Source organism: Bacillus methanolicus MGA3 (assembly GCF_000724485.1).
Classification (GTDB): domain Bacteria; phylum Bacillota; class Bacilli; order Bacillales; family Cytobacillaceae; genus Bacillus_Z; species Bacillus_Z methanolicus_A.
Genome location: NZ_CP007739.1, coordinates 3,134,669 through 3,150,699 on the forward strand (window position 1 = coordinate 3,134,669; position 16,031 = coordinate 3,150,699).

Sequence of the window (16,031 nt, forward strand, 5' to 3'; positions counted from 1 at the left end):
TCATATATAGCCCCTAGTAATCTTGCCCGGGGCCCTGTTTTATTTTTTAGTCAATGAAATATGTTTCGCCTTCTACCGTAACATGGTCTAAAACAATATCAGTGTTTCCTTTTAAATAAAGGTCACCTTTTACAGTTGCATACTCTAATTTGGAAACTCCTGTTACATCAACAGACACGTTTCCATTGTGAACTTTAGGAGATTCTGCCGTTCCGCTGAAGTCAGCTGCGTTTACAGGCATTATGGCAGTCGCTACATCAACGATACGCCCTTCCACTGATGGATTTACTGTTTGATTTGGTTGAGCAGTGATATAGTCTTTGAACATTTCCCAATCAACATATCCCGGCTCGCTTACGCGTCCTTCCTTGTAGGCCTTTTCGAACATTGTGTAGCCATCTCCACCTTTTGCGGTAAAGGTATTCGTTGCTACTACGTATGTTTTACTAGGATCTAGCGGAACATATTTGCCTCCTTCATTCACTTCCACTGTTAACACTCGTTCACCTACTAGTTTTCTGCTGTCATATGTGAATTTCATACCGGAAACTTGCAAAAACCCGCCAAAAGGTTTTGGAACGTCTTTTACACTGAATTCAAGTGCCTCTTTGATTTCAGCTCCTGTCAGTCTCATTATTCCTAATGAGTTTCCAAAAGGCATTACTTCCAGTATTTTTGCTAATGTAATGTTTCCAGCAGGGACAGTAGCACGAATTCCTCCCCCGTTTTGAAGAGCAATGACTGTATTTGGATTGATTGTTTTCGCCTTTGCCAGCATGGCGTCAGTGATCAAATTTCCTAAGTTTGTTTCGCCAACACGTGCAGGGGGATTTCCCCCAATTAAATCTACTGCTGCTTGTCCAACAATAGTGTTTTGCTTTTCTTCAACTTTTGGTTTGTATTTTGTAGCCAAAATTTGAGCAGCTTCAGGATCATCTTGCAACTCATAAGCGTTATTTACTTTTTTATCAATGTCAATTAACTTTCCATCATGACCAATCACTTTTCCGTTCTTATCAAACTCAACATCCAGCGTACCAAGGTACTTGCTGTATTCATTCGCTTGAACAATAATGGTTGGCTCTTCACCTGTTGTATCAACGACAGGTTTAGCAAGTGTAGTGTGAGAATGCCCGCCAACAATAATGTCTATTCCTTCAACTTCCTTTGCTAACGTTAGGTCATTATCTCCGCCACCGTCGTCAAAACCTATATGGGTTAGGGCGATAATTTTATTAACCCCTTGAGCTTCAAACGCTTTAACTGCTTCTTTCGCCTCTTCAATGTAATTTTCAAAGACTACATCGTCACCGGGGCTTGAAATGACTTCCGTTTCAGCTGTTGTTAAGCCGAAGATACCGATTTTTTCTCCATTTACTTTTTTGATGATTCCATTATAAATTTGTCCATTTTCTGGATTTGAAGATACGGAGTTATTGAAACGTGCTTTTAGATTTGCATCTTTAGAAAAGTCGACATTGGCGCTGACAAATGGGAATTTCGCATCCTTAACAAAGTTAGCTAAAGTTGCAGTCCCTTTATCAAACTCATGATTTCCAAATGTCATGGCGTCATATTTTGCAAGATTCATAAACTCCAAATCTGCCAGCCCATTAAATTCATTGAAATACAGAGTTCCAGTGAACACGTCTCCCGCATCTAACAACAGCGAATTTGGGTGTGCTTGTCTTACCTGTTTAATGGCAGTGATGCGTCTGGCAATATTGTCTAAATGTGCATGGGTATCATTTGTATGCATGATTGTTAATTCAAATGGGGTTAGAGTGACTATTTCTGTCGGATTCGAAACATTACCTGCAATATCTACGGCATATACTTTATATGTCCCTGATGTTAGTCCAGTTGTACTAATTTTAATATCTGTATTAATAGCAGACACGGCTGCCTTCCTAGCATTTCCATTTGTAACCAAAGTCTCAAGAGCACTCTTGTTTGAAGGAGTTTCATTACTTGGAACTAAATAGACTGTTCCTAATTCATTCATTCTTACTACGATATCATCCCCAAGTGTAATTTGGTTGCCAGAAACTAAAGAAACCGTTGGTGCAGTTGTGTCTGGTGGAATAACTACAGTTCCGCCAGAATTATCTGTTGTTCCACCTGATCCTGTTTTCCCTCCGTCCTTATTAATAACCGTCACACCAGTTGACGTTTGAATTGTTCCGTTGTTTGTTACTTCAATAGAACCTGTGACAGACGAGTCTTTCTTTATTTCTTTCACTACTGTGTCTTTTGCTACTACTATTTGCGCATTTGCATTTTTAACAGTTACCGTAGCTTCTTTTAAGTCACCTTTTAACTCGATTTTTTGTCCTGCTTTTTCTGCAACCAGATTAATGGCTTGTACTTTCGAACCTTGTTCCGCTTCTATTTTCGTCGCTGTCTTTGCTTCGATTTCTTTAACCACTGTATCTTTTGTTATTTTCACTTGAGAGCCTTCTCCCGTTACCTCTACCTTTGTATTTGAGAAGTCACCCTTTAATTCGACACCTTTACTTGGTTCACTGCCTTTTGTACCAATGGAAACGACTTCGTACGCGCCTTTTTCTTTTGAATCAAGAATAAGCGTTCCTTTCGTTCCTGCCGTTTCTGTAAGATTCAATGTTTTAATCTTTGTTCCTTCTTCTGCTACGATATTCGCACCGTTCGCATCATTTACTTTCAATTCTTCAGCTGTGACGTTTTTCTGATGTAAACTATGGTCAGCTACGTCATCAACAACAATAGCACCGCCTTGGTTATTAACCTTGTTCACTTTCACGTTTTCAAGATAAACCGTTCCGGCACCTGTTTCATTCCCTTTAATAATAATGTTTCCATTAACCTCTGCATTTGCCAGTTTTATATATTGATCTTTTCCTGCGATGATGATTATGGTTTGATCATATTTTTTCACTTCCGTTGCTGTTCCACCAAAAGTTGTTGGCTTATCCGCTGCAGTAGAATTTGCATTAAAGACTACAAACCTCTTATCAAACTGTGACTTAACCGGATTTACGTAAGCTAATACGCTTTTTAATAGAGTGCTATTTTCTTTCAAAACTCCAAGCTTTAATCCATCGCTCAATAATTTTTCAATACGATTTTTATGGTAAATCGCTTGATCTAGCTTATTTTCTTTTAGTGCAGTATCCAATCGATCTGTCGCTATTTTTATGGAAATTGGGTATAATGCGGTATCTTTCACTTGTTGTGCGGGTTTCATATATGTTTCAAAAAACGCGCTGCGAGTAGAAACACCATATACTTTGGAGAAAACTGGAGACTGTCTGCGAATTTCTTTTGTTAAATCATGGTATGCCGTTTCAGTTTTGGCATTTATGATGTTTGATGAAATTAATTGTCTTAATGTATTCGTTTTCGCTTCGATTTTTTTGCCGGCTGATACAGCGTCTATATAGGAAATGGCACGATCGACGTAAACTTGAACATTTTGCGAAAGACGTGCCTCAAAAACTTCTCTTTCTTTCCCTTTTAGTTTTTTTACTTCTTCACGGGCAGCTTTCAATGCTGCTTTTACTTCATTAAATAGCTTCATATTTGGATAATCTAATTCATTTTTTGGAAAAGCTTTTTTCCGATATTCATAAGAAACTTGCCATTTTAGTGATCCCGCGAGTTTCTCTGCCTTTACTACGAGTTTCTCCGCGTTACTCGCCGCGGCGGCTTGAGCCGGATTGGAAACCGCAACTGCATTAGCAGCAACAGCAGCCATAGCAGCAATAGATATTGCTAACTTTTTCGTTTTTTTCTTTCTCATTCCTTGTTCTCCTTTTCTAAAATTTTTATTACCATATAAGTATAATTGCAGTAAATTATTCCCATATACCAAACTACCGTATTTTGTATATTGGTACAATAAATGGGTTGTAAATTAATTGTTAATTTTTTGTTTATTATCTATAATCTGAATTTTCGGGTGGAAAAATTGTCTATATTGCAGTCTTCAAATGAGAAAGAAAGAGCAATTAGGAAAAAGTGAGGATGGAAGCTATGGAAATGTTTTGCGAAAGATAAAAAATAGAGTGTTAGGCACAGCTGGATATGGAGTGACAGTCATGGAAGTTTAAGATTGGGCGTTGCCAGTAAGGGAATGACCGAATTCTTGGAAGGGGAATGATCTCTCGTAGAGACCGATTTGTCGCTCCTTGTAAGCACGCTATATTCACGAACGAGCTTTAGGCTGACAATGTTGACGCGATACGCTGGCTCTTATCAGGTATCTCTCTTTCTAGTAACTCTAGCTGTTAGTGGTTAATAGCTTTCTTGATACTTGCTCATCCTTTTCGCTCCTAAATCGAGTAGGAGGGGGTGTAACCCCCGACCTCTCACACCACCGTACGTACCGTTCGGTATACGGCGGTTCAATTAAGTATGACGTAGAAAATGATATCTTTCGAATAGACTTCTTAACCCTTGATGACTCCAGTAGGAGTTGTCGAGGGTTTTGTGTAGAATGGGACTGCAGGCAATCCGCCAGTATTTCTGCGCGTGTTGCCCCACTCGATTGCTTTATGGTTTGGAACACCTAATGCTCTAAGTTTCCGAATTCTTGTTTTCGGCGTTTTCCACTCTTTCCATAAACACATTCGAAGTCTTCGTCTTATCCATTCATCCAATTCTTTTTGAACTTGCTTGGTGTATCTGCCAAGGCAAAATATCCACACCATCCCATTAGGTACATGTTCAGTTTCTCAATTCTTTCCTCCATTCGATACGGTTTGGATCTGGATGTGATTTCACGGATCTTGTTCTTGAATCGTTTCACACTTTCTTTCGCCATCCGTATCTTGGGTGTTTTGTTTGGTGTAAAGCTAAAACCGAGAAACTTCCGTTTCCAAGGACGGTCTACCGCCGATTTCTCTTTATTTACCTTGAGCTTTAATTCCTTCTCGATAAAGTTAGTAATGGAGTTCATGACACGAATTCCTGCTTTCTTTGTTTTCACGTAGATATTACAGACATTCGCGTATCGTACAAATTTATGTCCACGTTTCTCAAGTTCCTTGTCCAATTTGTGAAGCATGATGTTTGATAATAGTGGACTAAGCGGTCCACCTTGTGGCGTTCCCATGTCCGTTTCCATTACACTCCATTTATCATCACGCCTGATTGGAGCTACCGGCGGATTAACTTAAGTAAAATCCGATCTTCGATCGTTTTCGCCAAGATCCCCATCAGTTTATCGTGGTTCACCTTGTCAAAGAATTTCTCTAAGTCTATATCGACCCACCCAGAAATAGTAGAACACACGATACCTCTAGTTTCAACAATTAGAAAATTAATCATTCACGGTCTAAGCAGAGATGAGATTCTAGATATAACGAACATTTCATCAGAAGAATTTAATCGCATCCTATCTGAAAATAAAAACTATCAACTACCACACATTTATTTATACGATGAGGAATCGAAAGAATTTGAAAGACTGCTTGCGGATATTCGTAAGTCAAAGGATAAACATGAACTAATTTTTTTTAATCAAAAAAAGGAAGGAAAAAGAAAAGCCCCGCAGAGATTTCTCTCCGCAGAGCTTTTCGAGATATTTTGGGAGGTGATAGTCACCACCCATTAAGTTTTAAAAAGTATTATTTTAATACTGTAATTGGAGAGAAGCTTTCCATTGCATTACCTTTTAAGTCTTTTACATCAAATGTAGTTGCTTTCTCTAGTGTAATAGTTGAAGCATACTGTTCTGGAGATAATGGTGTTCCTAAAGTAATAGTTGCAACATTACCATCAGCAGCCATCGCTTCAGTTAATGTACCTGTATATGATACTCCACCAATCTTAATTACAAAATCAGATACTGGACTTGAAGTTTCCTCGACTGTTGTATGATCAATATCTTCACTGAATGTAATCTTAATTTGGTTATTAGCTGTTAATTCAGCTTTTGTAATAGTAGGACGTACGTTTTCATTTAAAGAAACTACTTTAGTAGTATTATCGATAACAGTATTTGTTTTGCTCTTCACACCTGAAATTGTAACTACATGAGAACCATTGAAAGTGTTTGAATTTTTAGCTAGTGTTAATTTAACTTGAGCTGTTGAGGTGTTGTTTAGAAGTTCAACTTTCTCAATTTGAGCACCTTCAACAGTATAGTTAGATTTTTGTAATGCAGAAACAGGATCAACTTCAGTTGTAAAGTTCACTAAAATTTCATCATTTGTAGAACCTGGACCTACTGTAGCAACTGCTGGTTTTACATCATTTGAAGTACGTGTAAACGTAACTCCAGATTTTGCTTCAGAAGGATTACCAAATACATCCTTTACAAGCCCTGCTGGTAATGTAACAGTATAATCAGCAGAAGGAACATTTGATAAGTTAATTTTAATAGATTTTGACTTAGTTGCTGATGCAGGAACACCGTAAAGTGTAACTTGTGCTTCATTAGCAGTAGTTGTAGCAGCATTTTTTAATACTATTGGAGTAATAGCACTTGTTACATAGTTAACAACTTTAGTTCCAGTAATTTGTTGAGTTGCGTAAGTTGGGATTGTAACATCCTCATTATAAGTAACTACTAAATATTCTACACCATCAATTTTTTCTACTTTTGTAGAAACAACAGTTGGAGCTGTATTTTCAACATCAAAGTTAACAACTTTTACAACTGTATCACCAGTAACTAGGTTAACACCTTTATATCCACTTACTTCAACATTTTGAAGTCCAGTAGGAAGTGTTGCGCCGAAATCCGCCGTAGTAAGTGTTACATTAACAACTGATTTATCATTATCATCAATAGCTACATTAGCTGGATTAACAGTTATTGTACCTACTTTAACAACTGGTTTTACAGCTAATGCACGGTCAAACTTAATTTGTAATTTATCAGATGCTACACGAGCAACTGAAGTTACAGAAGCTTTTGTTTTATCTGAAGTATTATACTTCACAGTAATAGAAGTAGGGTTTGGTGATACTAAGTTACCATTGTAATCTGAAATACCAACTAAAGTTAATACGATATCTTTATCTAAATCTGCAGTGTTAATTGCAGATAGGTCAACAACAACTTTGCGTGGGTCATTTGTATCAACAGAGAACTTAGTTTCATTCAATACTGTTGAACCATTTAATGCAACATCGTCAGCACGTTTTGCAGTTACAGAAAGGTTAGTTAAATCAACAGGCTCACTAAATTCAACAACTGCTGTAGCTGCATCTTTGTAAGTTACACCTTTAATAACTGGGCGTGTAGTATCTTTTACTTCAACAACTGAAGAGAATGCTGGTAATGCTTTTTTATCAACAGTTTTGACAGCTTCTTTTGCAACGGTAAATGCATATTTACCATCGAATTTTTTACCAGAACCAGAAAGAATTGTTAAAGTTTTACCATCAGCACTTAAGCTAGCTTTTAAGTTGTCAGTAGTACCAAAATCAGCAGCAGTGTCGATACGAGTAATAGTGAATACGCCATCTACTAATGTACCGTTTGCAGGGTCGATAACTGTATCTTTATCAATTGCTTTATTGAATGTTACTACTAATTCTGCAGCGTTAATCGCACTTACGCTTTCAACTTTCGGAGTTAAAGCAGCTTCATATGCAGCATTTACTTCTGTATATTTTGCTGTTAACTGTGCTTTGAAAGTTTCAGTTACTTTTGATAAGTTATCATTGGCAACTTTTAAAGCATCTGCAGCTGTTGTAAGGTCGCCTTTTTTGATAGCTTCGTCAGCTGCACGAAGTTTCACAGCAACTGTAATATCGTATTTTAAGCTATCGCGAACGTCTTGAGCAGGTGTTTTGAATTCTGCACGGAGTAAATCGCGAGTAGTTTTTCCGTAAACTCGGTCTAAAATTACTGTACGTTTATTTAATTCATAGGAGATTTCATTATAGTATTTTTCAGCAGCCACAAGATCTTTATCTGCAATGGCTTTCTCTAATGCTTCTTTTTTGTCTGCAAGTTTTGTTGCATAGTTGTAAGCGTCAATGTAAGTTACAACGCGTTTTGTAATGTAGTCAGCATATGTAGAGTCTAATTGTGCCAAGTAAGCATCTTTCTTAGATCCGCCTGCTTTGTTTACTAAAGCTTTCGCGTTGTTGTACGCAGCTTTTGCAGCGTTGTACTGTTTGTACACTTCTTTGATGTCAGCGAATTGGCCTTTAGCTGTTACATCGCTGTAAGTGTGGTATGCTTTTTTGATTTGTGTTACAGCTTTGCTAACTTCGGCAGCAACGTTGGTAGCAGCGTTAGTTTGAGCCGGAGCAGAAGCTACGAAAGCAGAAGCAGCAACCGCAGATGCAGCAGCTAATTTGATAGCTTTCTTCTTCATAGGTTTATATTCTCCCTTCAATATTTAATATAGTACAATGATTGCATTTGGTTGGTAAGCTCTTTAGGCTTTGCAGATCATTGCCTATCAAACTTAACGACAATTATACTAAAGCCCTCTGGAAATATCAAACTTAATGCCTATTTCCTACTAAACTTTAGTAATAGTTTGTAAGCGGATTAATAACTGGTTTAATTACCAACCGATCTCACATTTCCTATAATAATACATTTTCAGAGGAAATTCTAGGTTTTTATAGCTGATTTTGCACTTTTTTCATTAGTAATTGTTTCCTCTATTGCTAAGTTTATCTTAAAGCACACACTTTATGATTATATTCTATATACCTAATAAAATTCCACCTTTTTAAATTGTAACTATATTTATCCAAAAATCATTATAAATAGAGGAATACTATGGCAGAACATATCGTTTTTGGAATAGAAAGTAATTATTTTACTTTTTCTAATCAATCTATTTGCCTATTGTTTTGACCCCTATAAAAAGAGTTTAGAGTACGAATTATATTTTTTTGTAAATCCACATCTACTTTTCCAGGATTCGGGATCCGTGTTTCGCTATAATGTAACCCAACCTGTCCCATAAAAAAAACGCCCCTGCATGAGGAGCGTTTTGAAAACGATTATTGAGTGACAAGGTTCCACTTGGATCCATCAAATGTAGCTTTTAACGATTGAGCGAGCTGGTTTCCTGCTTTGTCGTAAAGAACTTCATCTTTATACTCGACTGTATCATTCGCAGCCATGTTTTCAGTTACGAATGTCCAAGTGTGGGTGTCAGCATTTACAGTTACAGATTTTATAGTTCCAGCGCCTGTGTATTTGAACAAGGCATTGGCTTGCGTTTGGTCCAGGTTCGCAGACTGGATCGCGACTAGTTCGCCTGCTGCATTTTTGTAGTAAAGTGGTTCAGATGCTGTGATCACAGGTGCAGCTGCATCTCCTGATACAGTTAACGTAGGAGCAGTTTTGTCTATTTCAAATGTGATCGTTTGCTTGTTTCCGGCAAAGTCGGTTGCTGTCACTTCGTAAACACCTTGTTCTGTTAAAGCAGTGCCAAGTTTATAGTTTACGATCGCAGTGTTGTCTTTCTTGACGGCAATAGAAGCTATATCTGCAGTATCAGATGTTAAAGTAACATTCTGATTTGTTGCCGCTTTATCAGTTGTTCCTTTTAATACAGGTGCTGTTGTATCAATTACAACCGGGAATGATTTAACAATTCCATTGATTTTTACTATTAGAGATGCCGTATCGCCGTCTTTGCCTGTTAACGTGATGTTCTCACCGTTTGCGGTGAAGACAGACTCTTTGTTTGTATAAAGCTGAACATCAGCGTTCTTAAGATCCGCTTCAGCTCCGTATTGGTCTTTTGCAGTGAAATATCCTGCGTCCACAAGAGCGTTAAAGCTTGTATTTTTATTCAAATAAATTTTGTCTTTTCCTTGGGCAAGGTCAATGCTTTGAACTGTGGAAGCAGATTTCACTTCGATCGGAAGAACATAGTTTTCTTCTTTCCATGTAACCGTTAAATTTGCTTTGCCGGCAGATACCGGTGTGATTTGGCCGCTGGCATTAACAACAAATACTTTTTCATCAGAAGATTTAAATGTCGCGCCGGGAAAATTTGCTAAAGTAATTGGTTTGTCTGCTCCCTCGACAACTGTTTTACCATTTAAAGTGGCAGCTTCTGTCGGGTCAAATTGATATTTTTTCCCTACTGTTGCATAGGAAGCATTTTCCCCGCTTTCTGTTGTCAGCCTGCCTTTAGAGATTTTTTTAAATTGATCTCCGTCCACAATATTTACTGTTGTTTCTAAAAGTACTTCTTTGGTTTCATCGTCAATCAGTTGGATTTTAACCGTGCCGGTTGTTGTTAAACCTGTTTTTTTATAAGCGTCTTTGAGAGTTCCGTCTTCGTTAAAGTACCCTTTGTCGTCTCGGACACTAAAACCGTATTCATAGGGATCGATATCCCACTCGTTTCCTTTGGCGTCAAGAAATGCGAAGGGCTGAAAGCCGCTTATTTCCGTTGAGCCGGTGGGATACTCAACTCCTTCAACAAGAGCTACCTCTTCTATTTCAGGATAATATTTTTCAATTACGTCACTGTATTTGTTTGTGAGAACATCAAGAACTTTTTCATCATCGACATAATTGAACCACTTTTCAATGTTATTTGCATACTTTTCAGCTAAATCGAAGTCTTCTTTTTGCAATGCAGCTTCTAGTCTGCCAATTTCAATATAGATGCTTACAGGGTAAAGCGCTGCTTGTTTTGCTTTTTCTGCTGGAAGCTTATATTTTTCTAAAATTGCCTGGCGGGTTGATTGGCCGTATACGCGGTATAAGTAGGATGCTTGTTTCTTAATTTCATATGAGAGAGCATGGTAGGCTTTTGTTGCTTCGGCCATTTTTCCAGCCGCCAGTTGTTTTTCCATTTCTTTTTGCGCTTTGATAAGTTTTTTACCGGAAGTGATCGCATCTATGTAAATTGCCGTACGGTCGATCCATAGTTTTACATTATCAAGGCGTGCGTTTAATCGTTCTTTTTCCTTGCCATGAAGTTTGTTTACTGCTGCCTTGGCTGCTGTATAATCTGCTTTTGCTTTGTTGTAAAGCGACCATGGCTGAGTAACAGCGTCGGCGTTGTAATCAACAGAAATGGCGCGCATTAGCGAAACTTTGTGGGATTCCGCTTTTTTTACAAGGTTTTCTGCTGTTGATGCAGCTTCTGATTGTGCAGGGTTTACTGCTGCGTAAGCTGTTGTTGCAATGGTTGTTGCAGCAGCAATTTTCATTACTTTTCTGAATTTCTTCTCCACCGCTTTTTCCACCTTTTCTAGAAATATAGTAAAATTGTTAAATATTATATCTGTTTCCAGACCTATTCTTATCATAATTTGAAAGTTTCTTAATTTCTTTAAGTAATTATTGGTAATTTTGTAAAGGGCCTGGCCCCTACTAAAGTAGGGGCCAGGCCCTTTACAATTAGTTAACAGTAACATCTAAGTAAATCCCTTGTTTCATTTGCCGGGTATTTTGCGCTTTCCATTTTGGATGTACGATGAGCAGGTATTTGCCTTTTGATTGAAGGTTCTGTTTTGGTGTGATTTTTATTGTTTTCTCGTCGAGCGCCTGTACGTCCACTGGGACTTCTTTTCCGCCGAGCTGGATCAATTGAACATCGCTTGCCGTTATTCCTGTCCAGTTCATTTTCATGTTCATTTTAATGGTAAATGTTTTGTTAACAGGTACGTTTTGAAGAGCAGGCAGCTTTTTGTAGCCTCTAATTAATCTAATAAGCTGATCATGATGAGATACGAGCAGCTCCTCACCTTCAGCTGTTTTGACATTTGGCGCCACTCCAACGTGATGAATCTGCACCCCTTTAGGCGAGAAAAACTTAGCAGTCGTCAGTTTTAAAACGCTCTTATCGCTTAATTGAAAAAACGACTGCATCGAGCCTTTTCCAAATGAGTTTTGCCCGTACAAAACTGCGCCTTTTTGTTCTTTTACAGAAGCAGCTACCATTTCCGATGCACTGGCACTATAACCGTTTATGAGAATATGGACGGGTGCCGTAAATTTTACAGGCTGCGGAATCGCATTAAATACATAAGACTTATTAGATTTATCCCTAAGTTGAAAAGCTTTTGTGACATTCGGGAAAAACCCTTCAACTTCCTGGGCCGCCGAAACATAGCCTCCGCCATTATCACGGAGATCAAATATCCAGCCTTTTGCCCCTTTCAGTTTTCGAATGGCTGCAGAAATATCTTTAGCTGAATCGAGGGCAAAACTGTTTAAACGCACATAACCAATATTTCCGCCGAGCATCTCATACTCAACGTTTTGCAGTTGAATAACTTCTCTAACAAGTGTTTGAGTAAAAGATTGGCCTGTATCAGGTCTTAAATATGTAAGAGTAACCGGCGTTTTTTCTTCTCCGCTTAGAGAAGAAATGACTGTTTGAACCGATTCACCTGCTAGAGCTTGTCCATTTATATTTGTAATTACATCCCCGGTTTGAATTCCAGCCCGCTCAGCAGGACTTCCCGGATATACAGTTAAAATTTTTACTCCCCTTGGGTCTTCCTCAATCATGACTCCAATTCCTACAAACTGATTTTCAATTGCATTAGTAAATTCCTTGAACTCCTCTACCGTCATGTAAACAGAATAAGGATCAAGGTACTTTGTAATCTCTTTGATCGTCGGTTTATTTAGCACCCAATCCGGAACATCTTCAACATAATATTTTCGAATAATATCCCTGGCTTCATTAATTGGTTCGGCTGCCGAGACATAAGTTGTTGTTTGTGTAACAAACAACAAGACAAGTAATACACTGAGAAACCTTCTTAAGTGCTGCATGCCGTTATCCTCCGCCTTTTAAGAAAATGACATTATAGTAAAAAAATAGATTTATATACATTTTAAATGGAATAATAGCAATTTAAAAGAAGTAATTTATACCCGTAATGCAGGCAAAATTGGCAATAATTTCTACCATTTTATTTCCAAATATTTATTGAAATAGAAAAAATACATACTATACTAGAAACGTAGATTTGAAGGAGGGAATAATTACATATGAAGAAATTTGTTGGATTGTTTTTATCATTATTTTTGCTCTTAGGAGCATACACACCAACTACTTTTGCTGCAGATTTAAATTTCTGCGATCAATATAAAGGTGTGAAGAAAATTTGGTGGGATGGAATGGAGCTTAAGCCTGGCCAAATTGGACGGTTGACTGTCTTGCAAAATACTCCTCTTTATAAAGTAACCGGTTCGAAAAAAGTTTTTGTGCGAACATTAAAAAAAGGGGAGTTTTACCGAATTTACGCCTTTAAGCCTGGTATGTTAAGCGTCGGCGGAGGATATTATATCAATCGCGATTCAAAAGTAAAATATGAAACACCAAGCAAGACGAAATTAAGAGCCGTTCAATGCATCCACAATCCATACGGATCCAAAAACAACCCATCTGAATTAGGAGAAGTATGGAATGTAAAAGTGAACGATTTGGTAGATGGCCAAAGACAGTATCAAATTACAATGGTAGATGCTGTTACTGACGGAAATACAGCTTGGCAAATGCTTGAAAATGCTAACATGTTTAATGATCCGCCTCCGGCTGGCAAAAAATATGTTCTCGCAAAGTTCAGAGTTAAATTAATCAAGTTTGAAGGCAAAACATTTGATACATTTGACGTTAACCCGGCAATGTTTGAGGCCGTTAGCAAAAGTGGCGTAGTGTATGATAATTTTGTTCCAGTTGTTACACCAGACCCTCAACTATCTGAAATTTATGAAGGCGGGCAAACCGAAGGCTGGGTAGCATTCCTTGTCAATCAAAATGATGATCCACGAATTGTATGGCAGCGCGGCAACCCTGATGAAATCTGGTTCTCATTAAAATAGAATATTGCCCTTTATCCCTCTTGCGCAGACAGTAAGAGGGATTTTTTTAGGATTTTCCCTGCGAGGGAGAAATTCTATTTTTAAATTGGAGTATCGCCAACGAAACAGAAATTATTTACGCTAAGACCACATCAGGTAATCAAAGAAAAGAGGCATCCAAGTGTTGGGATGCCTCTCCTACATTTAGCCCGTTCCATTCTATTACTTATGCTATTTGATAAAGCTGCTTGCTTTTAAAGTTTTTTAATTAAATTATCACACCATTCTATATACAGGCGTTCATATTTAATGCCGAATTCAACTACAGAGATGCTGGAGGCAATCGGATCTTTGCTGTTGGACGGGTCAAGCATTTGAGTGAGCTCCTTTACTTTTTCCAAATAGGCGGCTAATCTCTCTTCATGCTGCCTCTTTATTTCCTCAATTTGTTCGATCATCTTTTCGGGTTCTACAAGCCAAGAATTGTAAACCTTCAATAGGAAATCATCGCGGATCCTTTCCAATTCCCCCGGCTCTATCGTCCACTGTATTAATGCCTCCCGTCCAGCTTCTGTAATCTCATACACTTTTCGGGCGGGGCGATAGGCATGCTGTTCTACTCCTTGAAGCTTTACCAAGCCCTCTTTTTCCATTTTGGCCAATTCAGGATAAACCTGATTGCTCCCTACTTTCCAAAACGGACCCAATCGATTGTTCATGTGCTGCTTGATATCATAACCGCTTAGCGGCTCGCGTGCCAACAAAGAAAGCAATGCATAACGGATTGAGCTCATAGAAACAACTCCTCTAATTATTAATAAGTTAAATTTACTATAGGTACGCTTTAATATATATTTATTTCTTCTGTCCATCAAGCCACTTCATAAATAGGTTAAAAATAACCTATGTTTTTGTTGACTTATAAAAAATCATGTGTTAGTTTTGATTTAAGTTAATTTTAACCTATAAAAATTTTTTAAAACAAATCTTAAAGGAGAAATTTTACTATGAAATTAATTTTTGAAGATCACACATTTTCATTTGAGTTGCTGCGTGCCTTAAGCTATGCACCTTACGGAGGAGCAGATATTGGCGAATGCCTGTCAACCGCATATCGGATCGAAGAAGGCAATTTTGAAAGCTAGTATGCAGAATGGTATAAAACAGCTGAGCGAATTCATGCTTTAGCCGTCGAGAGTTTGGAGCGGGGCAAACGGATCAGTGCTCGGGAAAACTATTTGCGAGCTTCGAATTACTACCGAACCGCTGAATTTTTTCTGCATGGAGATAAAAATGACCCTCGTATCCTGGAAACTTGGGGAAAAAGCCGAAGCACGTTTCGCCAAGCTATAAAATTGATGGATATGCCAGTGGAAGAAGTGCAGGTTTCTTATGAAGGAACCTATTTACCGGGATATTTTTACCGTGTGGATGAGTCGCAACGGCCAACCTTACTAGTTCACGGAGGCTTTGACTCTACAGGGGAGGAACTTTATTTTCAAGTTGCGGCGGCTGCACTGCAGCGTGGATACAACTGCCTTACTTTCGAAGGTCCGGGTCAAGGCTCGGTCATTCGAGAGCAGCATCTCCCATTTCGCCATGATTGGGAAAAGGTTGTCACACCAGTCGTCGATTACTTGCTGAATAGACCTGAAGTGGACCCAAAACGAATCGCCTTAATGGGCATCAGTCTTGGGGGATATTTAGCGCCTCGCGCTGCAGCCTTTGAACACCGCATAGCCGCCTGTATCGCTAACGACGGTTTGTTTTCCAATCAATTTGGTGAGATGGGTCGCAAGTTCCACAAAGGGAGCGATGAGTATTTAAACAAACCGGACTATATGGAAAAGTTCGTTCGAGAGTTAATGGATAAAAACACAAATGTACGCTGGGCTATTGAAAATGGAATGTTCACATATAAGGCTGAATCCATTTTCGAACTTGTCCAAAAAACAGAGCCTGTCACGTTAGAGGGTGTGGCGCAAAAAATTAAGTGCCCAACATTGGTATGTGAAGCCGAAGCCGATCATTTTTTCGCCGGCCAGCCCCAAAAACTCTATGATGCCCTCACCTGCCCTAAAACGTTCATGCTTTTCACTGCGAAAGACTGTGCTGAGGAACACTGCCAATTCGGTGCACTGCTTTTTTATAACCAGCGTGTCTTTGAGTGGTTGGATGAAACCCTAGGTATTAATAACGAAGAATCGCAGCTCTCTTTGCAAGATTACTAGCAAGTCTATTATCTTATAGGATATTTACATGGATTATTTAGATTCTTTACAAG

General features: G+C 38.5%; 8 protein-coding genes and 1 pseudogene. 3 read left to right on the plus strand and 6 right to left on the minus strand.

Going from position 1 to position 16,031, the window contains the following annotated elements; translation table 11 throughout:
- Positions 1-46: 46 nt before the first annotated feature.
- From BMMGA3_RS18530 to BMMGA3_RS15230, 5 genes and pseudogenes are all read right to left on the minus strand, one after another.
- A complete protein-coding gene (locus tag BMMGA3_RS18530) occupies positions 47-3,781 on the minus strand; it encodes a 5'-nucleotidase C-terminal domain-containing protein (protein WP_259674472.1) in 3,735 nt (1,244 codons plus the stop codon).
- Positions 3,782-4,389: 608 nt separating this feature from the next.
- Positions 4,390-5,250, minus strand: a pseudogene (locus BMMGA3_RS15215) (group II intron maturase-specific domain-containing protein); the annotation flags it as partial.
- 359 nt (positions 5,251-5,609) lie between these two features.
- Entirely contained in the window at positions 5,610-8,318 is a 2,709-nt protein-coding gene (locus BMMGA3_RS16850; protein WP_003346714.1) for an Ig-like domain-containing protein, read from the minus strand.
- 643 nt (positions 8,319-8,961) lie between these two features.
- The gene (locus BMMGA3_RS15225; RefSeq protein ID WP_003346719.1) at positions 8,962-11,163 is read right to left on the minus strand and encodes a hypothetical protein; all 2,202 of its coding nucleotides are present in this window, start codon (positions 11,161-11,163) and stop codon (positions 8,962-8,964) included.
- A 166-nt stretch (positions 11,164-11,329) separates the two neighbouring features.
- A complete protein-coding gene (locus tag BMMGA3_RS15230; RefSeq protein ID WP_003346720.1) occupies positions 11,330-12,715 on the minus strand; it encodes a S41 family peptidase in 1,386 nt (461 codons plus the stop codon).
- 219 nt (positions 12,716-12,934) lie between these two features.
- Here BMMGA3_RS15230 and BMMGA3_RS15235 point away from each other — a divergent pair, with 219 nt between their 5' ends.
- Complete coding sequence (locus BMMGA3_RS15235) at positions 12,935-13,768, plus strand: hypothetical protein (RefSeq protein WP_003346723.1); 834 nt, start codon at positions 12,935-12,937, stop codon at positions 13,766-13,768.
- A 233-nt stretch (positions 13,769-14,001) separates the two neighbouring features.
- Here the strand turns inward: BMMGA3_RS15235 and BMMGA3_RS15240 are convergent, their stop codons facing one another.
- Positions 14,002-14,541, minus strand: coding sequence for a PadR family transcriptional regulator (locus tag BMMGA3_RS15240; protein WP_003346725.1), 540 nt, complete (start codon positions 14,539-14,541; stop codon positions 14,002-14,004).
- A gap of 213 nt (positions 14,542-14,754) precedes the next feature.
- Here BMMGA3_RS15240 and BMMGA3_RS18535 point away from each other — a divergent pair, with 213 nt between their 5' ends.
- Together BMMGA3_RS18535 and BMMGA3_RS15245 are read left to right on the plus strand one after the other, a co-directional pair.
- Positions 14,755-14,892: a hypothetical protein gene (locus tag BMMGA3_RS18535; RefSeq protein WP_237712807.1), complete on the plus strand. Its 138-nt coding sequence runs from the start codon at positions 14,755-14,757 to the stop codon at positions 14,890-14,892.
- A 54-nt stretch (positions 14,893-14,946) separates the two neighbouring features.
- On the plus strand, positions 14,947-15,978 hold the full coding sequence (locus tag BMMGA3_RS15245; RefSeq protein WP_237712808.1) for an alpha/beta hydrolase family protein: 1,032 nt from the start codon (positions 14,947-14,949) through the stop codon (positions 15,976-15,978).
- Positions 15,979-16,031 lie beyond the last annotated feature (53 nt).

What these genes read in the sequence shown, in the direction of transcription:
- BMMGA3_RS15240 (WP_003346725.1), bottom strand. Translation starts at nt 14,541, where the DNA reads ATGAGCTCAATCCGTTATGCATTGCTTTCTTTGTTGGCACGCGAGCCG.
- BMMGA3_RS15230 (WP_003346720.1), bottom strand. Translation starts at nt 12,715, where the DNA reads ATGCAGCACTTAAGAAGGTTTCTCAGTGTATTACTTGTCTTGTTGTTT.
- BMMGA3_RS15235 (WP_003346723.1), top strand. Translation starts at nt 12,935, where the DNA reads ATGAAGAAATTTGTTGGATTGTTTTTATCATTATTTTTGCTCTTAGGA.
- BMMGA3_RS16850 (WP_003346714.1), bottom strand. Translation starts at nt 8,318, where the DNA reads ATGAAGAAGAAAGCTATCAAATTAGCTGCTGCATCTGCGGTTGCTGCT.
- BMMGA3_RS18535 (WP_237712807.1), top strand. Translation starts at nt 14,755, where the DNA reads ATGAAATTAATTTTTGAAGATCACACATTTTCATTTGAGTTGCTGCGT.
- BMMGA3_RS18530 (WP_259674472.1), bottom strand. Translation starts at nt 3,781, where the DNA reads ATGAGAAAGAAAAAAACGAAAAAGTTAGCAATATCTATTGCTGCTATG.